The 17,789-nt window shown below is 36.7% G+C and carries 7 protein-coding genes; all 7 read right to left on the bottom strand.

Annotated elements, in window-relative coordinates:
- Positions 1–151: 151 nt before the first annotated feature.
- Positions 152–1,729, bottom strand: a complete 1,578-nt coding sequence (locus ALGA_RS02265) for a sulfatase (protein WP_096427757.1) — start codon at positions 1,727–1,729, stop codon at positions 152–154.
- 46 nt (positions 1,730–1,775) lie between these two features.
- Positions 1,776–4,943, bottom strand: a complete 3,168-nt coding sequence (locus ALGA_RS02270) for a glycoside hydrolase family 2 TIM barrel-domain containing protein (protein WP_096427758.1) — start codon at positions 4,941–4,943, stop codon at positions 1,776–1,778.
- A 314-nt stretch (positions 4,944–5,257) separates the two neighbouring features.
- On the bottom strand, positions 5,258–7,327 hold the full coding sequence (locus ALGA_RS02275) for an alpha-galactosidase (protein ID WP_096427759.1): 2,070 nt from the start codon (positions 7,325–7,327) through the stop codon (positions 5,258–5,260).
- A gap of 310 nt (positions 7,328–7,637) precedes the next feature.
- Entirely contained in the window at positions 7,638–10,925 is a 3,288-nt protein-coding gene (locus ALGA_RS02280; RefSeq protein ID WP_096427760.1) for a DUF5107 domain-containing protein, read from the bottom strand.
- A gap of 142 nt (positions 10,926–11,067) precedes the next feature.
- A complete protein-coding gene (locus tag ALGA_RS02285; protein WP_162845369.1) occupies positions 11,068–14,298 on the bottom strand; it encodes a sugar-binding domain-containing protein in 3,231 nt (1,076 codons plus the stop codon).
- A 71-nt stretch (positions 14,299–14,369) separates the two neighbouring features.
- Positions 14,370–16,214, bottom strand: a complete 1,845-nt coding sequence (locus tag ALGA_RS02290) for an alpha-1,3-galactosidase-related protein (RefSeq protein ID WP_096427762.1) — start codon at positions 16,212–16,214, stop codon at positions 14,370–14,372.
- Between the two features lie 44 nt (positions 16,215–16,258).
- The gene (locus tag ALGA_RS02295) at positions 16,259–17,656 is read right to left on the bottom strand and encodes a sugar porter family MFS transporter (protein ID WP_262496490.1); all 1,398 of its coding nucleotides are present in this window, start codon (positions 17,654–17,656) and stop codon (positions 16,259–16,261) included.
- Between the last annotated feature and the right edge of the window lie 133 nt (positions 17,657–17,789).

Below are 17,789 nucleotides of genomic sequence, written 5' to 3' on the forward strand. Positions count from 1 at the left end.
AGGTAGATTTTTCCGCAATCCATTCAACTTAGCAATTTACAATCACTTATTTTACTGAAAATACCGGTACAGAGCTACTTTTAGTTACATACCAATGTTAAGATGAGAATCCTCTTAACATTCATTTTTTTGCAAAAAAAAAATAAAACAGTTAGTCATGTGTAACGATACTACCCCACCAGTTGTTTCCCGGATTAAAATCTTTTGAAAGATATTCCAAGCGTTTTTTTTCCAAACGAGGCAGTAAATTATTTTTCACATTTTCTAAATATTTTTGTTCCAAAAACTCACTGTATTCCGGATCCTTTCTCGGATAAATTGCTCCCACATTATCCAGATACTCAAATAATTTATCACTTAATTCACCAACTAACTCCGGATACTCCTCTGCCAAATCATTCATTTCTTCCGAGTCATCTACTAAGTTGAAAAGTTCTTTATGTCCATCTTCATAATAATGAATAAGCTTCCACGTTCCGATACGAATGATTGATGAAGGCTCACCACCTTGATTTCCATAATGTGGATAATGCCAGACTAATGGTCTCTTTTCAATTGATTTTCCTTGAAGTAAAGGAACTAAGCTAAGTCCGTCGCTATGCTCTTCAGGCCTTAAATCCAATCCTGCAAGTTCTAATATTGTAGGGTAGAAATCTGAACCCATAACGGGAGTATCAGAAACCTGACCTGCATTTAACCCAGGTACTTTAATAAAAAAAGGTTCGCGAGTACCTCCTTCAAATTGAGATCCTTTCCCTCCCTTTAAGGGTAAATTCGATGTAGAAAAAGCATCTCCAGAAGATACGCCACCATTATCAGAAGTGAAAATTATGATGGTATTATCATCCAATCCTAAGTTTTCCAATGCACTCACTACTTTTCCAATGGCATCATCCATTGATTCCACCAAACCCGCATATACCGGATTATCCTGAACCTGACGAGTTGGTAAAAAATGTCCCATCTCGAACCCCTTATTTTTGAGCCCATTTTTTTCTGCCTTCAAACGATACTTATTCCATTTATTCTGAGTTGTTTGAATTGGTCCGTGAACTGCATAAAAAGAAAGAAATGCAAATACCGGCTGTCCTGTTTCATTAGAATTATTCTCTTTCAAGAAACTTATCGTTTCATCAGCTAAGCGTATCGAAAGATTCTCTCCGTCTTGTCCATCTTTAAGATTAGGATTTTTATATGGAGAAAAATATCCATTGGCAGGATGTCCTGCATGATAACCTCCTTTATTAATATCAAAACCATGATCTTCGGGCCAAGAACCTTTACCTCCAAGATGCCATTTACCAGCAAAAAAAGTTTTATATCCACCTTCTTTTAAAGCCTCAGGAAGCGTAACAAATTGAGATGGTAAATCGTGCACATAAGAAGCAGGTAATAATTTATTGTGCCTTTTCATATTCCTCCAGGCTTCTCCGGATGGTGCACCAATCCAATCAGTAACTCCATGTCTTGCAGTAAATTTTCCTGTCATAATACTCGCACGGGAAGGACTGCAAACAGCACAGGCTGCATAACCATTGGTGAATATCATTCCCTGATTAGCAATACCATCAATATTAGGTGTTTCGTAAAACTTACTCCCCATACAGCTCATGTCATAATACCCAAAGTCATCAGCTAATATGAAAAGAACATTTGGCTTTTTTACTTGTTGAGAAAACAATCCACAGGAAAGTATACCTGCTGCCACTAATAATAATGCCTTTTTCATTATCTATATTTTAAACTTCAATAATTATTCAGAAGGATAGTTGAAACTATTTTAACGTTTCTAATTTCAATTGAATCTCAAAACTGAAGATATCTCCTTCAAGTTGGTATTCAGGATGAGTTTTCGCTCCCCAGGAATTATCACCTCCAACACCCATCTGACGATCATCAAGATTGATCATTGTAAATGGCCGCTTTACAATATCGTTGATGTGACGATTTTTGATCTTCACACCTTTTTTCTGTCTGCCATCGGATCTTTCTGCCGATTCAAAATCACTATTAAATTGATGAAACATGCTAAAATCAAAATGCGTTTTCGTACTCATGCGAATTATTTGACCTGTTTTTGAATTGCTCAATTCTGCCCATCTTACGTCACATCGATTTCCGTTTTCCTGAGGACGAACATAGGGTACATAAAGATCTTGAACAGAAGCCTGATACAGACCAACAAAAGCGGCTGTTTTTCTGTCCCAATAATTTTCGAATGGTCCACGACCAAACCATTTCACATGATTAAAATCCTGATTCACAATAAAATTCAGACCAAAACGAGGTAACTCGGGTAAGTTTTGATCTAGTTTTCTCATTTGTTGTTGGATTGTAACACTACCATCTGCCTGTATCAAATAAGTTTGCGATAAGTTTGCGACTATATTATTACCTTCCTCATCAGACAAGTCAAATTGATAACGAATACTATAAGTAGACGAATTAATCCTTTCAATATCATAATTTGTTACCTTCAGTCTCGATTTCACATCTCTCCAAATACGACATCTCTTATCCAAACGATTACCATAATCATTATCAATAGGTGATCTCCATAGATTAAATTCAAGAGCATTTTCCAAAATTTCTTTGCCGTTGGATTTCCAAGACACAAGTTGTCCTTTTTCATGATTGAATTGAACTGAAAAAAGATCATTGAAAACAAGTACGGATGTTTTATTTTTCTTTATTTGAAGCTCACCTTTAACACTACTTAAAATTGGTTCTGCCTCATCAAAATCTACCTTAAACTGCTCGCTGGCGTATACATGTCCTGCAGGATACAATGCATCCACATCCTCTTTCACTAAGTAGACATTCAGGAAATATTCAGCATCTACCTCCAAATTGGAAAGTTGATCATACAGTTCGATCTTACTTTCTTCTCCAGCTTTCACATCAGGACAAAGTATTGTCCCTTCTTGTTGAACCAGACCATTCTTTTCCAAACGCCATTTCAATTGGAACTCTTTTAAAGAAAGAAAGGCATAGTTATTTTGAATAGTAAGTTTACCTTCAGCGAGGTTTTCAGAAATAAATTTCACATGTTGATAAACCTTTTTCACCTCGAAATATCCTGGATGTGCAGTCCGATCAGGAAAAACGACGCCGTTGATGCAGAAATTTCCATCACTGGGAGTTCCTTCCGGTCCAAAATCACCACCATAAGCCCAATAAGGTTCACCTTTTACATCATGCTGAAGAATTCCTTGATCAACCCAATCCCATATAAACCCTCCTTGCAGGGCAGGGTGTTTTTCAATCATATCCCAATATTCCTTCAAATTCCCCAAACTATTTCCCATTGCATGAGCATATTCACACATAATCAAAGGTTTAACCGGCTGGCTATTTGCATACTTACCAATATATTCAATTGATGGGTACATAGGGCAAAATACATCTGTATTCCATTCTTTTCCTGCTCCTTCATATTGAACAATTCTTCCATCATCCTGATTCTTCAAATAAGAATAGGTTTCATAAAAACAGATGCCATTACCGGCTTCATTCCCTAAAGACCAAATAATGATACAAGCATGATTTTTATCTCTTTCCCACATTCGTTGTGTACGATCTAAATGAGCCTTTATCCATTGTGGATTATTACCCAAAGTTCCACCTACATTTCGACTATACCCCATTCCGTGTGATTCAATATTCGCTTCATCAATCACGTAAAATCCATACTGATCGCACAATTCATAAAAACGTTTGGTATGAGGATAGTGACTGGTGCGAATCGCATTGATATTACAGCCCTTCATCAAAGCCAGATCTTTCAGAAGGGTTTCCTCATCCATTACATGCCCATTTACCGGATGATGCTCGTGCAGGTTTACACCTTTTAGCAATACATAAGCACCGTTTACCAAGAGTAATCCGTCTTTAATTTCCACTTTACGGAATCCAATTCGGGACTTCACCGATTCCAGCACATTTCCTTTTTTATCTTTTGAAAGAATGGTCAAGTCATATAATTCAGGGATTTCAGCTGACCAGCTCTTCACATCTTTAAGTTTGTTTTCGAAACGAAATTCATTAAAAGAATTTGCATCTATGGATTGCTCCTGCTCATCAGCCAAAACAAGTTTGCCCTCAGCATTCTTCAATTCATAGCCAACAATCACTTTCTTATTTTTCCCTGTTTTATTTTCCAGATTGATTTTCAGATCCAATACTCCGTCCTGAAAACTGTCGTCCAGAGAGGTGATGACTGCATAATCTTCAATTCTAAGTTTTGGCTGAGCAAAAAGATATACATCACGGTCGAAACCAGTCAGTCGCCAAAAATCCTGAGCTTCGAGGTAATTGGCATCGCTCCAGCGAAACACCTGAACGGCCAATAAATTCTCACCTTCTTTTAAATAGGAAGTAATATCAAACTCAGCCAGAGTTTTAGACCCTTTGCTCATTCCTACCTCTTGTCCATTCAACCAAACATAGAAAGCGCCTTTTAAAGCAGAAAACCGCAAGTACACTTGTTTATGATCCCAACCTGATGGTAAGGTAAAAGTCTTACGACAGGAACCAACCGGATTGTAATCGTGAGGTACATGAGGAGGATTGGGCGCTTCGAGTTCGGTGATAACCGCACGGGTATCAGCAAATTCATATTCTGTGTTCACATAAATGGGGACCCCAAAACCTTGAATTTCGAAATTACCAGGCACATTGATTTCGTCCCAGTTATTTGTACTATAACTGGATTCTTGAAAACCAATAGGCCGATGGGCCGGGTTTTTCACCCAATTGAACTGCCATTTACTATTTAGAGATAAAACGGAATTATCGTCCAAATTGGAAATAAATTCAGTACGGGCTTTCTCTTTTCCTCTTCCCACCATTTCGGGATTCTCTAATTCGGAAGGAAATTTATTTTGTGCAGAAACAAAAATTACTCCTGTAATACACACCAAACTTAAAAGTAGTTTCTTCATTATCAATATTAAAAAGGTAATAAATTACTATTCATTCTCTTTTTAAGAGCATAAATATATAAACCATACCAATAACCCACAGGTTATTCTATTTCGTTTTAAATATCCAAATCATAATTTTTAATCACAAGACTATTTGTTTACGTTCCAATTTATTTTAAAAAGAAACTCAAATAATCACAAAACGATAACAAACATTTACAAGCCTTACAGAAATCCCAGTATTTATATAGACTCGTAAACTGAAGAGATGTATGCCACTCGCATATTTTGATTACAAATGAAATACAGCAAAAGATTTACCGTATTGCTGATTATTTTAGATCGATATCTTTTACTGGAATAGCTTCAAATAATAATATTGATGATGCAGGAATAGTGAAGATTCTTGTAACGCCAATTTCAAAAGATAATCTTTGGGCACTAAAGTCAAAAGGGTCTACTAGTATAAAATCAGTATAATCGCTTTTTGGAATATTAAAAGCAGTTAAAGGATCTAATGAAATAGTATCTGCCTTTGCGGATGGATTCCTTAACATTAAAATAGCTTTGTCTTTACTCCATGATGCAACTCCATACAACTCACTATGTCCTGGATTACCACCAATAAAATGTGCATCTAACAAAACATCATGATTGGCATGTCCCCATTTGGCTGCTTCAGCTAGCACATCCCAGCATTCTTCAGTCATTAAGCTAGGCGTGATATATAGCTCCTGAAGGTTTAATCCTTGAGCAAAATAATTTTTTACTTCATCTCGGAAATCTTGTAGATTAGCAAATTTAGTCATATCAAGCGGATTACCGTCTGCATCATGACTATATGATTTTCCCTGATAACTTACACCCTGGCCAATTCCATGTATCATAAGTGAATTAAGGGGAACCAACGGATTGTGATAAGTTAACTTATACGATTCTGAATCTCTATAGGTGACTTGCTGATCTCTTGTCACATCAACAGCTCCTCTTGCATCATATCCCTGTCTCCAAAATGAATCAAAAAACCACAAAAAGTAAGGTGATCCCCAAGTTCCAACCGTTGCATTAATAAATACCTGGTTGTTTTTCTTCCTCATCTCCTGCGACAACTTAGCTACTGCATATACATCTTCAGAACCAGAAATTCTATCGAATTTAAAACTCTGCACATCACTATCCATCTTTTTAAAAACAGCAGTCTTGAAAATAGAATAATAATTTGATCCGCTTATTTTAAATGTACCATCAGTATGAGTTTCGGTATTTGAATTAACCTTCCTGGCAATTGCAACTCTTTCGGCCACACCGCCATAACCACCTGCAGGAGACATCCAAAATCCCATATTGGCTCCATATTTAGCAGCAGCTTCTTTTAATGGGGAAATACCATTTGGGAACTGACTTTTATTTAATTCCCAGATCGTACTGGCAGTATTATTATTAAGATCGTCATAACCATCATCAACAATAAAACCTTTTAAGTTTACGCCTCGCTCAACAACCAATTCCTGACCAAATGCATTGATTCTATCTATTATATTGGTTTCATTAACAGCAGAATCATTAATATCCCACCAAGTGTTGTAGTGAAGAAATGCATAATGCTCACGAATTCTTTCACGCTCTAGATAGTATTGAAAACCACGGCGTGCCTGATTGCTAGAAAAGACACCAATGGCTGAGGTTTGCGTAAAACTCTCACCTTCATGGGTTAAATACTGTCGAGGAAAATAAGCCGTTGCCTGATCGTTAGTAACAAAACATTGAGCGACAGGCGTTTCCTGTCCAAAGAAAAATTGTCCTGCCAAAAAGGGAGAACCAGCATCTCTATCTACTTTTATTGCACCTGCTCCTGTGATATCAATCATATAAATGCGGTCGATATCCCAATCTCCGGCTGTTGCTGTAAAACTTATTTCCTGGTTGATATAATTGGATTCATCTCTTAAAATTGCACTCCATGTTAACGATAGTTCTTTATCTCCAGAACTATAAATAAATGGAATAACAACTTTCCATCCATTAAATCGCTCCCTAACTCTTAAAGATTGTGAATTACCAATCAATTTTTCTATCGACGCCGTTCCTGCAGTCATCTTTGAATCAATAATTGTACTTTCATCATTTAATACTAATTTAAAAAGCTCACCCACCTGCAGATAGTTTTTAGAGTTGTTTTCTAAATCTGAAATAGTGGTAATTGAAAGATTATTAAAATCTAACTGAAATGTGAATGACAATACATTGTTTGAAAAGGTATATTGACTACCTGTATTTATTAAATTAGCAGAACCAGGATTTTTACCTGAATAGTTGGTTGCATTGCCAAAACTGCATATCATTATCAACATTGCTGCTATTGCAATAAATCTTTTAAATTTATAATCTTGTTTTCCTATCATGTTATTTGTTTATACATTAAATTTTGGTGAAAATTATACAGAACACTATTCGATTATTCTGCAAAAACTATTCAATTCTGGTCAAATTAGCATCTCCCAGATCATAAGTACCTAGCATCCCTAGAAGGAAAGATATCCCTATTCATTTTTGATTTCTCATCTAAATAAACGTAACTCTTCTGTACAGCTTAATCATTTTATTTATTTCATTCCTTTCTTTAATTCTTATGTCGTTTCGACGAGCCTTCCAACCCCTCTCTAATCGGCTCAATAAAAGCAAGTTACGCTCAATAACGAGTTTTTAAAATCATTAAATAAACTTTCTATGAATAATTGAACCTATATGCCAGTTATCCTCTGCTAAAACAGCATTGAATGCATCTTTAGCTTTAGTTATATTTCCTAAACCAAGCTGTCCTAATCCAATTAAATAAATACAAAATAATTTATGTCGTTTTTGCAAGTCTTCTTCAAAAATTAACAAATCAGGTAAAGAGACTGCAAAATAATCCATTTTAAAAGGTATCTCCTTATTCTTCAATCCATATTCCAATAAATTTTGGAATCGGCTTGTGGCTTCTTCTTCACGATTTAACTTGCGTAAAGCCATTCCCTGATAAAAGATTTTATCGGGCGACTGATCGTTATAATACATAACTGCTGCGGGAACAGCATCTCCTTCACTGGCTTTTTCCCAATATTTATTGGCCAGTTTCAGATCTCCTAATCCCTCATAAGCATTAGCCATCCAATAATGAATATCATTTTCCAAAGCTCCAATTAATTTCCCTTCACCTAAATTATGAGGATAGCTTTCGGTAGCCTTCAAATACTTAATAGCATCAATATATTGCTTCTCTTCGATAAGTTTCTTAGCAATTTCAATATGACTGTATAGATATTGACCTGTTACTTTTCCTTCTCCTCCTTCCCAAGGATGGAATTTTCGTCTCATGATCAATTCCAAAGCTTTCTCTTCTTCTCCCTTCAAATTATAAAGATTGAGTTTCTCCAAATATAAATCATCTCTAAAATCAACTTGTTCTGGGTAATTTTCTAATAAATATAAACGATCCTCTAATGAAACATTCATTTTCTTATATAGCTGATCTAGCTCCATCAAAACTCTGGCGTCAGTTTTATCCAATTCAAAAGCTTTTTCCATAGCTTCTCTCGCAGATTCAGGTTTGTTCTGTTTATTGTAATAAGCCAAAGCCAAATTGCGAAAAACTGTCGGGAAGGTTTGGTCTAGCTGACAACTCTTTTCCCAGCAAAATAAAGCTTCATTATACTGACGTGCTGCATACCATAAATTCCCTAAATAATAGTATGCACGAGCATCGGAGGGGTTTGCTTCAACTGCTTGCTGTAAAATAAGTAATTCCTCCAACTTGTTTGGAAAGCAATAATCTGCCGGCATTTGAGATGCAATCTTATAATTTTCAATAGATTCCTTAACACAACCGGCTTTTTGTAAATACCAGGCTTTGCTATACAAAGCCATTGGGTAAATTTCGGTTTTGCCTTGGGTATAAAGTGTTATAAAATCGCTTGCATTGGTATAGAGGCCACTCATGGCGTAATCGAGAGAAAATTCGATGTAGTTGTGTACATTATCACGCATTAATTCCTTTAGTTCGAACAAGATTGCAGTATCATTCAGAAGAAGGTATTTTTCGTAAAGTGCTCCAAAATTAAAGCGATCCATTTGTAGTGAATCTTCGATTAAATGCAGCGCCTCCTCTTTTTGTCCTACAATTCGCAGCAAACTTACTTTTAAGTGTCTTGCTTTTTGATTCACCCAGTTTTTCCACAAAGAGCGATCGATAAGTTCCAATGCCTTATGGTATTCTCCTTTTTCAGCAGCTATTTGAGCCAAATTAAAAAATGAACTGTCCTGAAAAGCGGCATTCCACGTGGCTTTGTAAAATTTGTCGTAAGCTTCGTTTGGTTTTCCTAACATTCGCAGACAGCAAGCCAAATTGTACAATGGTTCTCCATCATATGGATTGGGGTTTCGCTCGGTAAGTGTTTCGATGGCTTTTCTGAAATGTATTTCGGCTTTAGAAAACTGACCGCGACGCAAAAGCCATAAACCCATGGCGTTGTTGTTGCGTGCATCGCTTGGTGCCCGGCACAAGGCCTCCAAATAATAATCGGTTGGATCATAAGTTGCATGTCTGTATTGTTCCAGATGCAAGCCTCTTAAATAAAGTTGTTCGATTGATTCTATTTCCTTTGGTAATTTGGCGGGTTTTGCTGCTTCGGGCTTGTTTTCTTCGGCTTCTTCTACTTGCCAATCAACCAATAAATTCCCTTGATGATCTCGAACAGTCAGGGAACAATCTTCTCTGTTCACGCGTGCATCAAAGGATTGATCGAAGCTCATTTCCGGATATAAATCCAAGACTTGTTCCATAATCAATTTCCCTTTTTCCTCTAAGCGAATAATTGCCTGAGGATATAAAGCGGTTGTGTACACTCGAACACGTACTTTCCCGTCTTGTATCTCCAAATTAAGCATGGCCTCTTTCGTTGCATTTTTTAGCACGCCCAAATCGCGATAAGGCATAAAATATTGTTTAAAGCTTTTTTCTTCGTAGGCTTGCAACCAGGTAAAGTCGGGCTGATTGTCGGTATATACACCGCACATGAGTTCAATGTATGGGCCGTCTTCATCGGTTAGGTTTCTATCCCATGCTTGTCCAAAGTCACCATTTCCCCAGGTCCATTGCTTTTTACCAGGTGACACATGATGATCGGCCACATGTAGTAAGCCTCCCTTACTGTCATTTTCGTAACCTCCTACAAAGTTATATTTCGAGTTAATTGCCATATAACTGGTTGGAACGGGAATGTTCTTGTATTTAGAAATGTCTACACCTGCCGAGTAATCGACTTTATAGTAGGTGCCTTTTGCAATTGGAAAATCAGATACATCACGTTTTCCATGATCGAAAACTGCATTCACATCGGGAGGAAAGACGGATTGGTAATCGTCGTTTACCTTAACGGCAGGGTTTGCCCACCATAAGAAAGTTTGAGGGAAAGGCGTTCTATTAAACAGTTTCACCTTAATTTCCATGTAAGCCTTATCGGGATATAGGGTAAAACCAGCCATTCCCTTGGTGCGAAACATACGTTCCAATTCGCTGCACCAAACACTTACGCTTCCATCGACATTTTGCTCAATTAAAGAGTCTAAAGGATCGTAAGTGGAGGGTCGGTGGTGTTGTGGCCAGTTGAACTCAATCCCTCCTGATATCCAAGGACCAGTAAGACCAACCAAAGCCGGCTTAATTACTTGATTGTAATAAACAAAATGACGTTGCTTGATTTTATCGTATGCCATTTGTACACGTCCTCCTAACTCAGGAAGAATCATGATTTTCAAATATTTATTTTCCAGATAAATGGCATCCCATTCTTTATCTTCTTTTAGGTCTTCTATTTTTTCGATAACGGGGTAAGGATAAACTGATCCGCTACTTCCCTGATAAACCCGTTTCTCCAAAAATATTGGATTCTTCTCTGGTTTTCCAATCCCATAGGTAGGAATCACTACTTTTTCTTTCCAGGCTTTTACTGTATTTTCCATACATCTTTATTTTATCAGCAAGAAATTTCTCTTGCCAATTTTCACTCTTTTTTATTTACATTCAAACGCAACAATCCTTACCATTCACCAACAGATGCATTCAAACTACTGTTGGTGAATTTTAATTTTTCTTCTACACAATCTAATTCTTAGTAATATAAGCAATGGCACTAATCATGAGATTGCCACCTCTTGTGCATTTTGCTTTTAGTATCAGTTTTCCGTCGTTGGAGTCTTCCCGCATTACATTCAGCTTCACCCATTCTCCCTCTTTACTATGAGCTCCTAAAATATAATCACGTCCTTCAAAATTGAGAACACCTTTTCTTCCCTGGTTGTTCCAATCATGAAAAAACACATAAAATTCTCCTTTAATTCCTTCCGGCGTCTTTATCAAAATCTCCAGCTCGCTACCTACCCAACAAGAGCTTTGTTCATCTTTATACGAGTTTCCTTTTTCAATTTTATAATCTACTTTATTCGCAATTACTACCTGATCGGTTTCTTTTGCCCATGATGAATTACCATTTTTTTTCATCTTGGCTGCTGATTTCACGTAGAGTATCGCCTCTTCGAATCCTTTGGGTGCTAACGAAGTTGCGAGCTCGAACTTTTTAAATTTCTCAGTTAAAAAAGGTCTGTCAAGCTCTAAATTTGGATGAAACAGATCACTCTTCATGTAATTTAGCAAGCTATACTTTAATTGGCGTACCTCTGGAAATTGAGTTCTGCTTTCAGAAAGATCGTAACCGCAAACCAATAATTTCCCTTTGCCATATTTTAATTCAAATATAGATCCCAATTTATGGTTGTAATGAAAATCGCCTACAGGCTGAGCAATTGACTTATAGTCTTCTGGGAAAGAATCCAGAGCAAAGCCATGAGCTCCTTTGCAAATGTTCCACCATTGCCAATCATTGTAATTTTCTGTTGGAAAATCGGCAAAAGCCGGATGTTTATCCTGTACAATTAAACCTAAAGTTTCGATGCTTTGACCCGGGAAGAAAGATGCTGACCAATATAAAGGTTTCCATGCTGCAAACTTTGTATTAGCAGGATCTCCGCATTGATGAGCCAACAGCAGAACTTTTCCTCCTTGTTCCAACTTATTAAAAGCTTCGGAATTTAAACTTTCGGTAATTAAAATGTCATCCTGCTTCAAGTCCAATTGTTTTGGATAAATCCAGATGTGCCAGGCATTCACAAATTCGGTACCTTGAACACTTAGTTGCAATGTGTATTGGGAAGCTTTCTTTACGTCGGGTAATTTTACTTCCAGAACGCCAACTTTTAATAATGTTCCCTTCTGATAATCAGCAGCAGAAAAGACACCTTCAAGTAATTCTTCTTCAATATCCGAAACCAAACTCCATCTAATGCTTTGATTATTTAAATCGGCTTCACCAAAATGATGTAGTAAAACTTCTGATTTTAATGAGTCTCCTCCCCAAAAAGTATAGGACGGTAATTTTACCAAAGGAACAATGGTATTGCTAAATTGGCGAAACTCTTCGGGGGTAACAATTCCTTTCGAATCGTAAAAACAATCCAACCACCCAATTAAAGCTTCTCCTTGTCCCTGATAATCCTGCATACTCAACAACTGAATTCCCGCACAAGAAGGGGTGCGCATAAAGGATTCTATTTCATCTTTGTACAACAAAACAGAAAGTTTACCCGAAGCTTGATGCAGCTCCTTGTCCTGAGAAAAAACACCATTCTTTTTAGCCTGTTCTCTAAAACCTTCTAAATTTCGGGCACGAAGCACACCAGTATATTTGTCAATTTCTTTCCATTCAGGATAAACCGGCCACTGACCAATTTCATGGGCAATTACAGGAACAGGTGTTTGTCCGTAGTTTTTCTCATAATCCCAATTGTTGTTGTTGGTCATGTGCTGACGTACTCCTCCAATGCCAGGGTAACTATGGGTTGCTGAGTATTCACAATTTGGGGTTACCGTTCGGGCTGTAGAGGCTGCATACAAACGACGTGAGTCTTTTTCTTTTGCCTGACGCATCCATTCACCCATTACATCAAAATCGGAGTTTCCTAACTCATTTCCAATGCAAAACAGAATGAAAGACGGGTGATTCCCATAGGTGTCGAGAACACGATTAATTTCCGCTTTTACAAATTCTGATGCGTCGGGGTTATCTGGTCCTAACCCTTTAGGTTCACCTTGTGTGTACATTTCGGGTCTGTCTTTCGACTCTTCTTTACTTAAAGCCATCCACCAATCGATCCATGTTGAAGCTTCTGCCTGAATATATATTCCTAACTCATCGGCTGCTGTAAAAGCCGCTTCGGGCGGACACCATGAATGAAAACGAACGTGATTTAATCCATACTCTTTATAAATTCGGAAAATACGCTTCCATCCTTCTACATCCATGCTTGGATAACCTGTTAATGGAAAATGAACACAATCCAGATTTCCTCGTAAAAAAACAGATTCGCCGTTTATTAAAACATGACTTTTGGATGCTGAAACCTTACTAAAACCAAAATTTGTTTCGTAAGTATCAACAGATTCTCCATCTTTCAAAGTTGCCTCCAATCGATAAATAGCCGGGTTGAATTCGTTCCACAGTTTGATCTTGTTAGTAATGGGAATAACAACTTGTTGCTGCATATCTGTTACTGACACCAAGCTTTCAACAAGCAGCTTATTATTTGATGTATCGAACACTTTTACTTCAAGAGAAGTAGTTAATCCTCCCGTTTTTGAAAGCTTCACATCAAGTTCAAGTTGATTGTTTTCTGCATAGGGAAAAGTACGAATACTCTCAATATTAAGATCGTTGCGGGCTTGTAACTCTATTTTACCTACAACTCCATTCCATATGGATTGAGTGTACTCTCCGTAAGCATGTCCCTTATCGCCCATATTGCGAATGAGGCTATTGTCAATTCGCAATGTTAAACGGTGTTTTCCTTCTTTAAGAACTCCTAAATGATGCACGTGAGGCGTTGCTAAAGCATCTTTTGTGCTTAACTCTTTGCCATCAACATAAATTTTAGACTGCCACAGTACGCGTTCTAACAATAGAGTAATTTCCTTATCTTTCCATTCCTCTGGAATCTCTATTTCGCGCTGATACCATGCTGCACCAATATATTTATGTACTCGGGTTAAAATCCCATAGTCAGATCCACTTGTTTTCTCACCATACCCAGCTTCATCTGTTGTACCCGGAAGCTTAATTTGATCTTTAAGATCTTGATTAAACCAAGATTGCTGAACACCTACATTTTCGGGATCGAGTTGAAAAGCCCATTCTCCAGACAGATCAACTTGTGATTTTTGAATTGGTGCGCATGCTCCCAAAAGACACATGAATATAATTAGTAATAAATTTAACCGTTTCATTTCATTAAATTTTAAGTTCATTTTCTATTTACCAAGTTCAAAAGGCTTCACGATCTCAGCTTATACTTCAATTACTGAATCGTCAACTCTTCATTATCCAAATCTACTTCCTTCCTGTTCATTCTTTTTAACACAATATTCTTACCCAAGACATCCTCACCTATTTTATTTCCGGATATTTTCACATTCAAACATGCATCAATCAAAAAAGAAGCCTTTTGAAAGTGCCAGGGATTGTAGTCGTAGCTACGTGTAATGATGTTGTTCATGAAACTTAAACCATCAACTGATAAGGCGTACAGAATAGGATAATCGGATGGTGCAAATGAATTATTTTCGATTCTTATATTTTTATGAAATGGGCGCAATGAATCCGGCTCAGGAATTTCGGGGTAAATACTAATAATTGCATTACAGAATTGATAAAAGGAAGAATTACAAGGTGTTCTAAACTCATTGTTTCTAATGGTAACATCTGTAACAGCACCGCTTTCGTACCAATTATTAGCATCTCCCGCAATTAAAATGGCAGAACCACTCGTTTCGAATACATTATTTTCAATCACTACTTTGCCTGGTGTAGAAATTAGATACCCCCGAGCTCTGCAGCTCCCCACAAAACAATTTGTTATGGTAGCATTAGGTGTCCAACTTAAATTCTCAATAGAATATCCGGCATTTAAAATTTTAGGTATTTCGGATTCAAATTCGAGTATGATAGTATCTTTTGTTAAAAGTTTGAAGCTTTTAACCATTCCATTGCCAATGGAATTCATTGATTTTTTATCAATAAAACTAAGTTTATCCCCTTTCTCAGCCCAATTTAATCCACAACTCATGCTGTGTGCGAACTTACATTTCAACGAGTAATCATTTATTCTATCAACAATAGGAACACAGGTTCCATGAATATTAATTGGATCATCCATTAAACCCTGGGCGTCACAATCATCAATAATAATTTCTCCCTTGCATCCCATAAAATGCAAACCATCATCATGGCCACTTAGGTATCTTTTTTTGTGTGGATTCGGTATCATATTTACATTTCTCATCTCTATGTTTTCACAATATTGAGAAAGAATACCCAGGCCAGAAGTGTGATATACATTAATATTTTCCAGTTTCGAATTTTTACTGTGAAATAAAAACATTCCTGCATGATCCCGGGTACTATGCCGCATGATTAAATGATTCCCAACAGCAGGTGTTTTGGTGAAATCCGCCTGCATTAAAATAAGGCCTGGCGCTGTTTCGGTATATTTTACATTCTCTATATCTCCATTCACACAACCATGTCCCCCTGTAAATGCTGGAATTATGTGATCATTGTTGTATTCAATCAACCATGAGCCATTTGAAAGTTTCCATTCCTCTTCCCAATTCTTACCAATAAAAGTCAATCCTTTTTTATGAACTCTATGGGGAAATTGAAGAGTATCAATTCGAACTAAAATATGGATTGAATCAGCCTCAACAACTTCCGATTCAGCGGTTAAAGGAATATCCCAGTCGATATTTACATTCTGAATAGTAATATTTTCAGAATGATCCAAGGTGAATGGCTGTATATGTCCATGATAGATAAAATCGGAGCCTTGAGCATCTATCGTAATATTTTTCTTCCCTTCAATCAAAATCGCTAATCTTTTAGGATTTACATCGTAGGTATTGGTTTCAAAATAGGCTTTGTAATAGTTTGAATCGGGGTAAAAATCATAACGCCCTTTTGGAAAAACAATTTTCACAGGCTCATCCCCCAGGTTCTCAATTAACTGATTTGCCAAAGCAGTCACACTTTGATTTGTATTGGCTGCAATTCCAAAATCAGCAACATTTATTTGTTTTACATTCTCATCGCTGTTACAAGCAACAAGAACAAATAGTAACATTATAGATGATATTAATATTTTCATTATTGAAGTTTTAAAATTACGACACATAAAATTAGACATCCAATCTACTTGATTAGCTCATGTTCTATTTCTTCTAATGTTTTACCTTTTGTTTCAGGAAGTTTTTTCCAAATAAATAAAAATCCCATAACGGATATCAATCCATACAACCAAAATGTACCTGAGGCATTAAGCAATTTATTAAGAAAAGGAAAAGAATATGTAAGAAGAAAACTTGCTGTCCAAAGCGAAACTGTGGCCACAGCCATTGCGCCTCCACGAATTTTATTGGGAAATATTTCAGATAAAACAACCCACGTAATAGGAGCCAATGACATTGCATAGCAAGCAATTGCTAAAATAACCAAGAAAAGCAAGATAAATCCACTAAACTGGAAGTAATATGCTGCTCCCATAAGTGCATAGATACCTGCTAATCCTCCAGCACCAATAAGCATCAAATTTCGTCTTCCAAAGCGATCTACGGTGTAAATTGCTACAAAAGTGAATAAGAGATTTACACTACCAGTAATCACAATATTGAATAGAATATCAGAAACTCCATAACCTGCCGCTGTAAAAATTTCATCGGCATAATTAAAGATGACATTAATACCACACCACTGCTGAAAAGCTGCTAATACAATACCAATAAGTAATACTTTTTTCAATTTTGGATCAAACAATTGACGCCAGTTTACTTTCTCTGGAGACAAGCTTAAAGATTCCTTAATACTTACATATTCTGATTGGGCATAAATAGTTCCTCCAATACGAGTCAGAATCTTTTCAACCGTTTTTTCTGCTCCGTTTTTAGCCAACCAACGAGGACTCTCAGGTACAAAAAACATCAAAACTAAAAACAAACCTGCAGGAAATAATTCAGCCCAAAACATCCAACGCCAACCAACTTGGCCATTCCATGAAGCAAGTATTTCAGCATCCGAAGCATCAACTGTCACCACATCGGCAATTTGCCAATTAACCAATTGTGCAGCCAAAATACCAATTACAATAGTTAACTGATTCAAAGAAACAAAACGCCCTCTCATACTTGCAGGGGAAACCTCTGCAATATACATGGGCGATAAATTCGATGCTAACCCAATACCAATACCTCCTAATATCCTATAAAAAACAAAAACATTAAATATATCGGAATAACCTGTTCCTAAGGCTGATATTAAGAATAAAAAAGCCGAAAATATCAATAATTTTTTACGCCCAAAGCGATCACTTAAAATTCCGGAAATAATTGATCCTAACAAACAGCCAACCAAAGCACAACTCATTGCCCATCCTTGTAAATTAGGCGATTGTGCTATATCAAAGAATTTCTCGTAAAATGGCTTTGCACCACCAATAACCACCCAATCATACCCAAATAGTAAGCCTCCCATGGCTGAAACCATAGAAATAGCAAAAATATATTTCGAATTAAATTTAATCATTTTTAAAAGTATTGATTTACTAAGTTTTACTACTCTTTATTATATATCTCAAAATAAGCTTATAAACAGCGAATAAAAAATGGAAGTTCTCCTTAAAAGAATGGACTATATTACTATTTTTACATTTAAACATCAGCTCTAAGCA

Origin of the sequence: Labilibaculum antarcticum (assembly GCF_002356295.1) — a bacterium.
Taxonomy (GTDB): domain Bacteria; phylum Bacteroidota; class Bacteroidia; order Bacteroidales; family Marinifilaceae; genus Labilibaculum; species Labilibaculum antarcticum.

What these genes read in the sequence shown, in the direction of transcription:
- ALGA_RS02270 (WP_096427758.1), bottom strand. Translation starts at nt 4,943, where the DNA reads ATGAAGAAACTACTTTTAAGTTTGGTGTGTATTACAGGAGTAATTTTT.
- ALGA_RS02275 (WP_096427759.1), bottom strand. Translation starts at nt 7,327, where the DNA reads ATGATAGGAAAACAAGATTATAAATTTAAAAGATTTATTGCAATAGCA.
- ALGA_RS02265 (WP_096427757.1), bottom strand. Translation starts at nt 1,729, where the DNA reads ATGAAAAAGGCATTATTATTAGTGGCAGCAGGTATACTTTCCTGTGGA.
- ALGA_RS02290 (WP_096427762.1), bottom strand. Translation starts at nt 16,214, where the DNA reads ATGAAAATATTAATATCATCTATAATGTTACTATTTGTTCTTGTTGCT.
- ALGA_RS02285 (WP_162845369.1), bottom strand. Translation starts at nt 14,298, where the DNA reads ATGAAACGGTTAAATTTATTACTAATTATATTCATGTGTCTTTTGGGA.
- ALGA_RS02280 (WP_096427760.1), bottom strand. Translation starts at nt 10,925, where the DNA reads ATGGAAAATACAGTAAAAGCCTGGAAAGAAAAAGTAGTGATTCCTACC.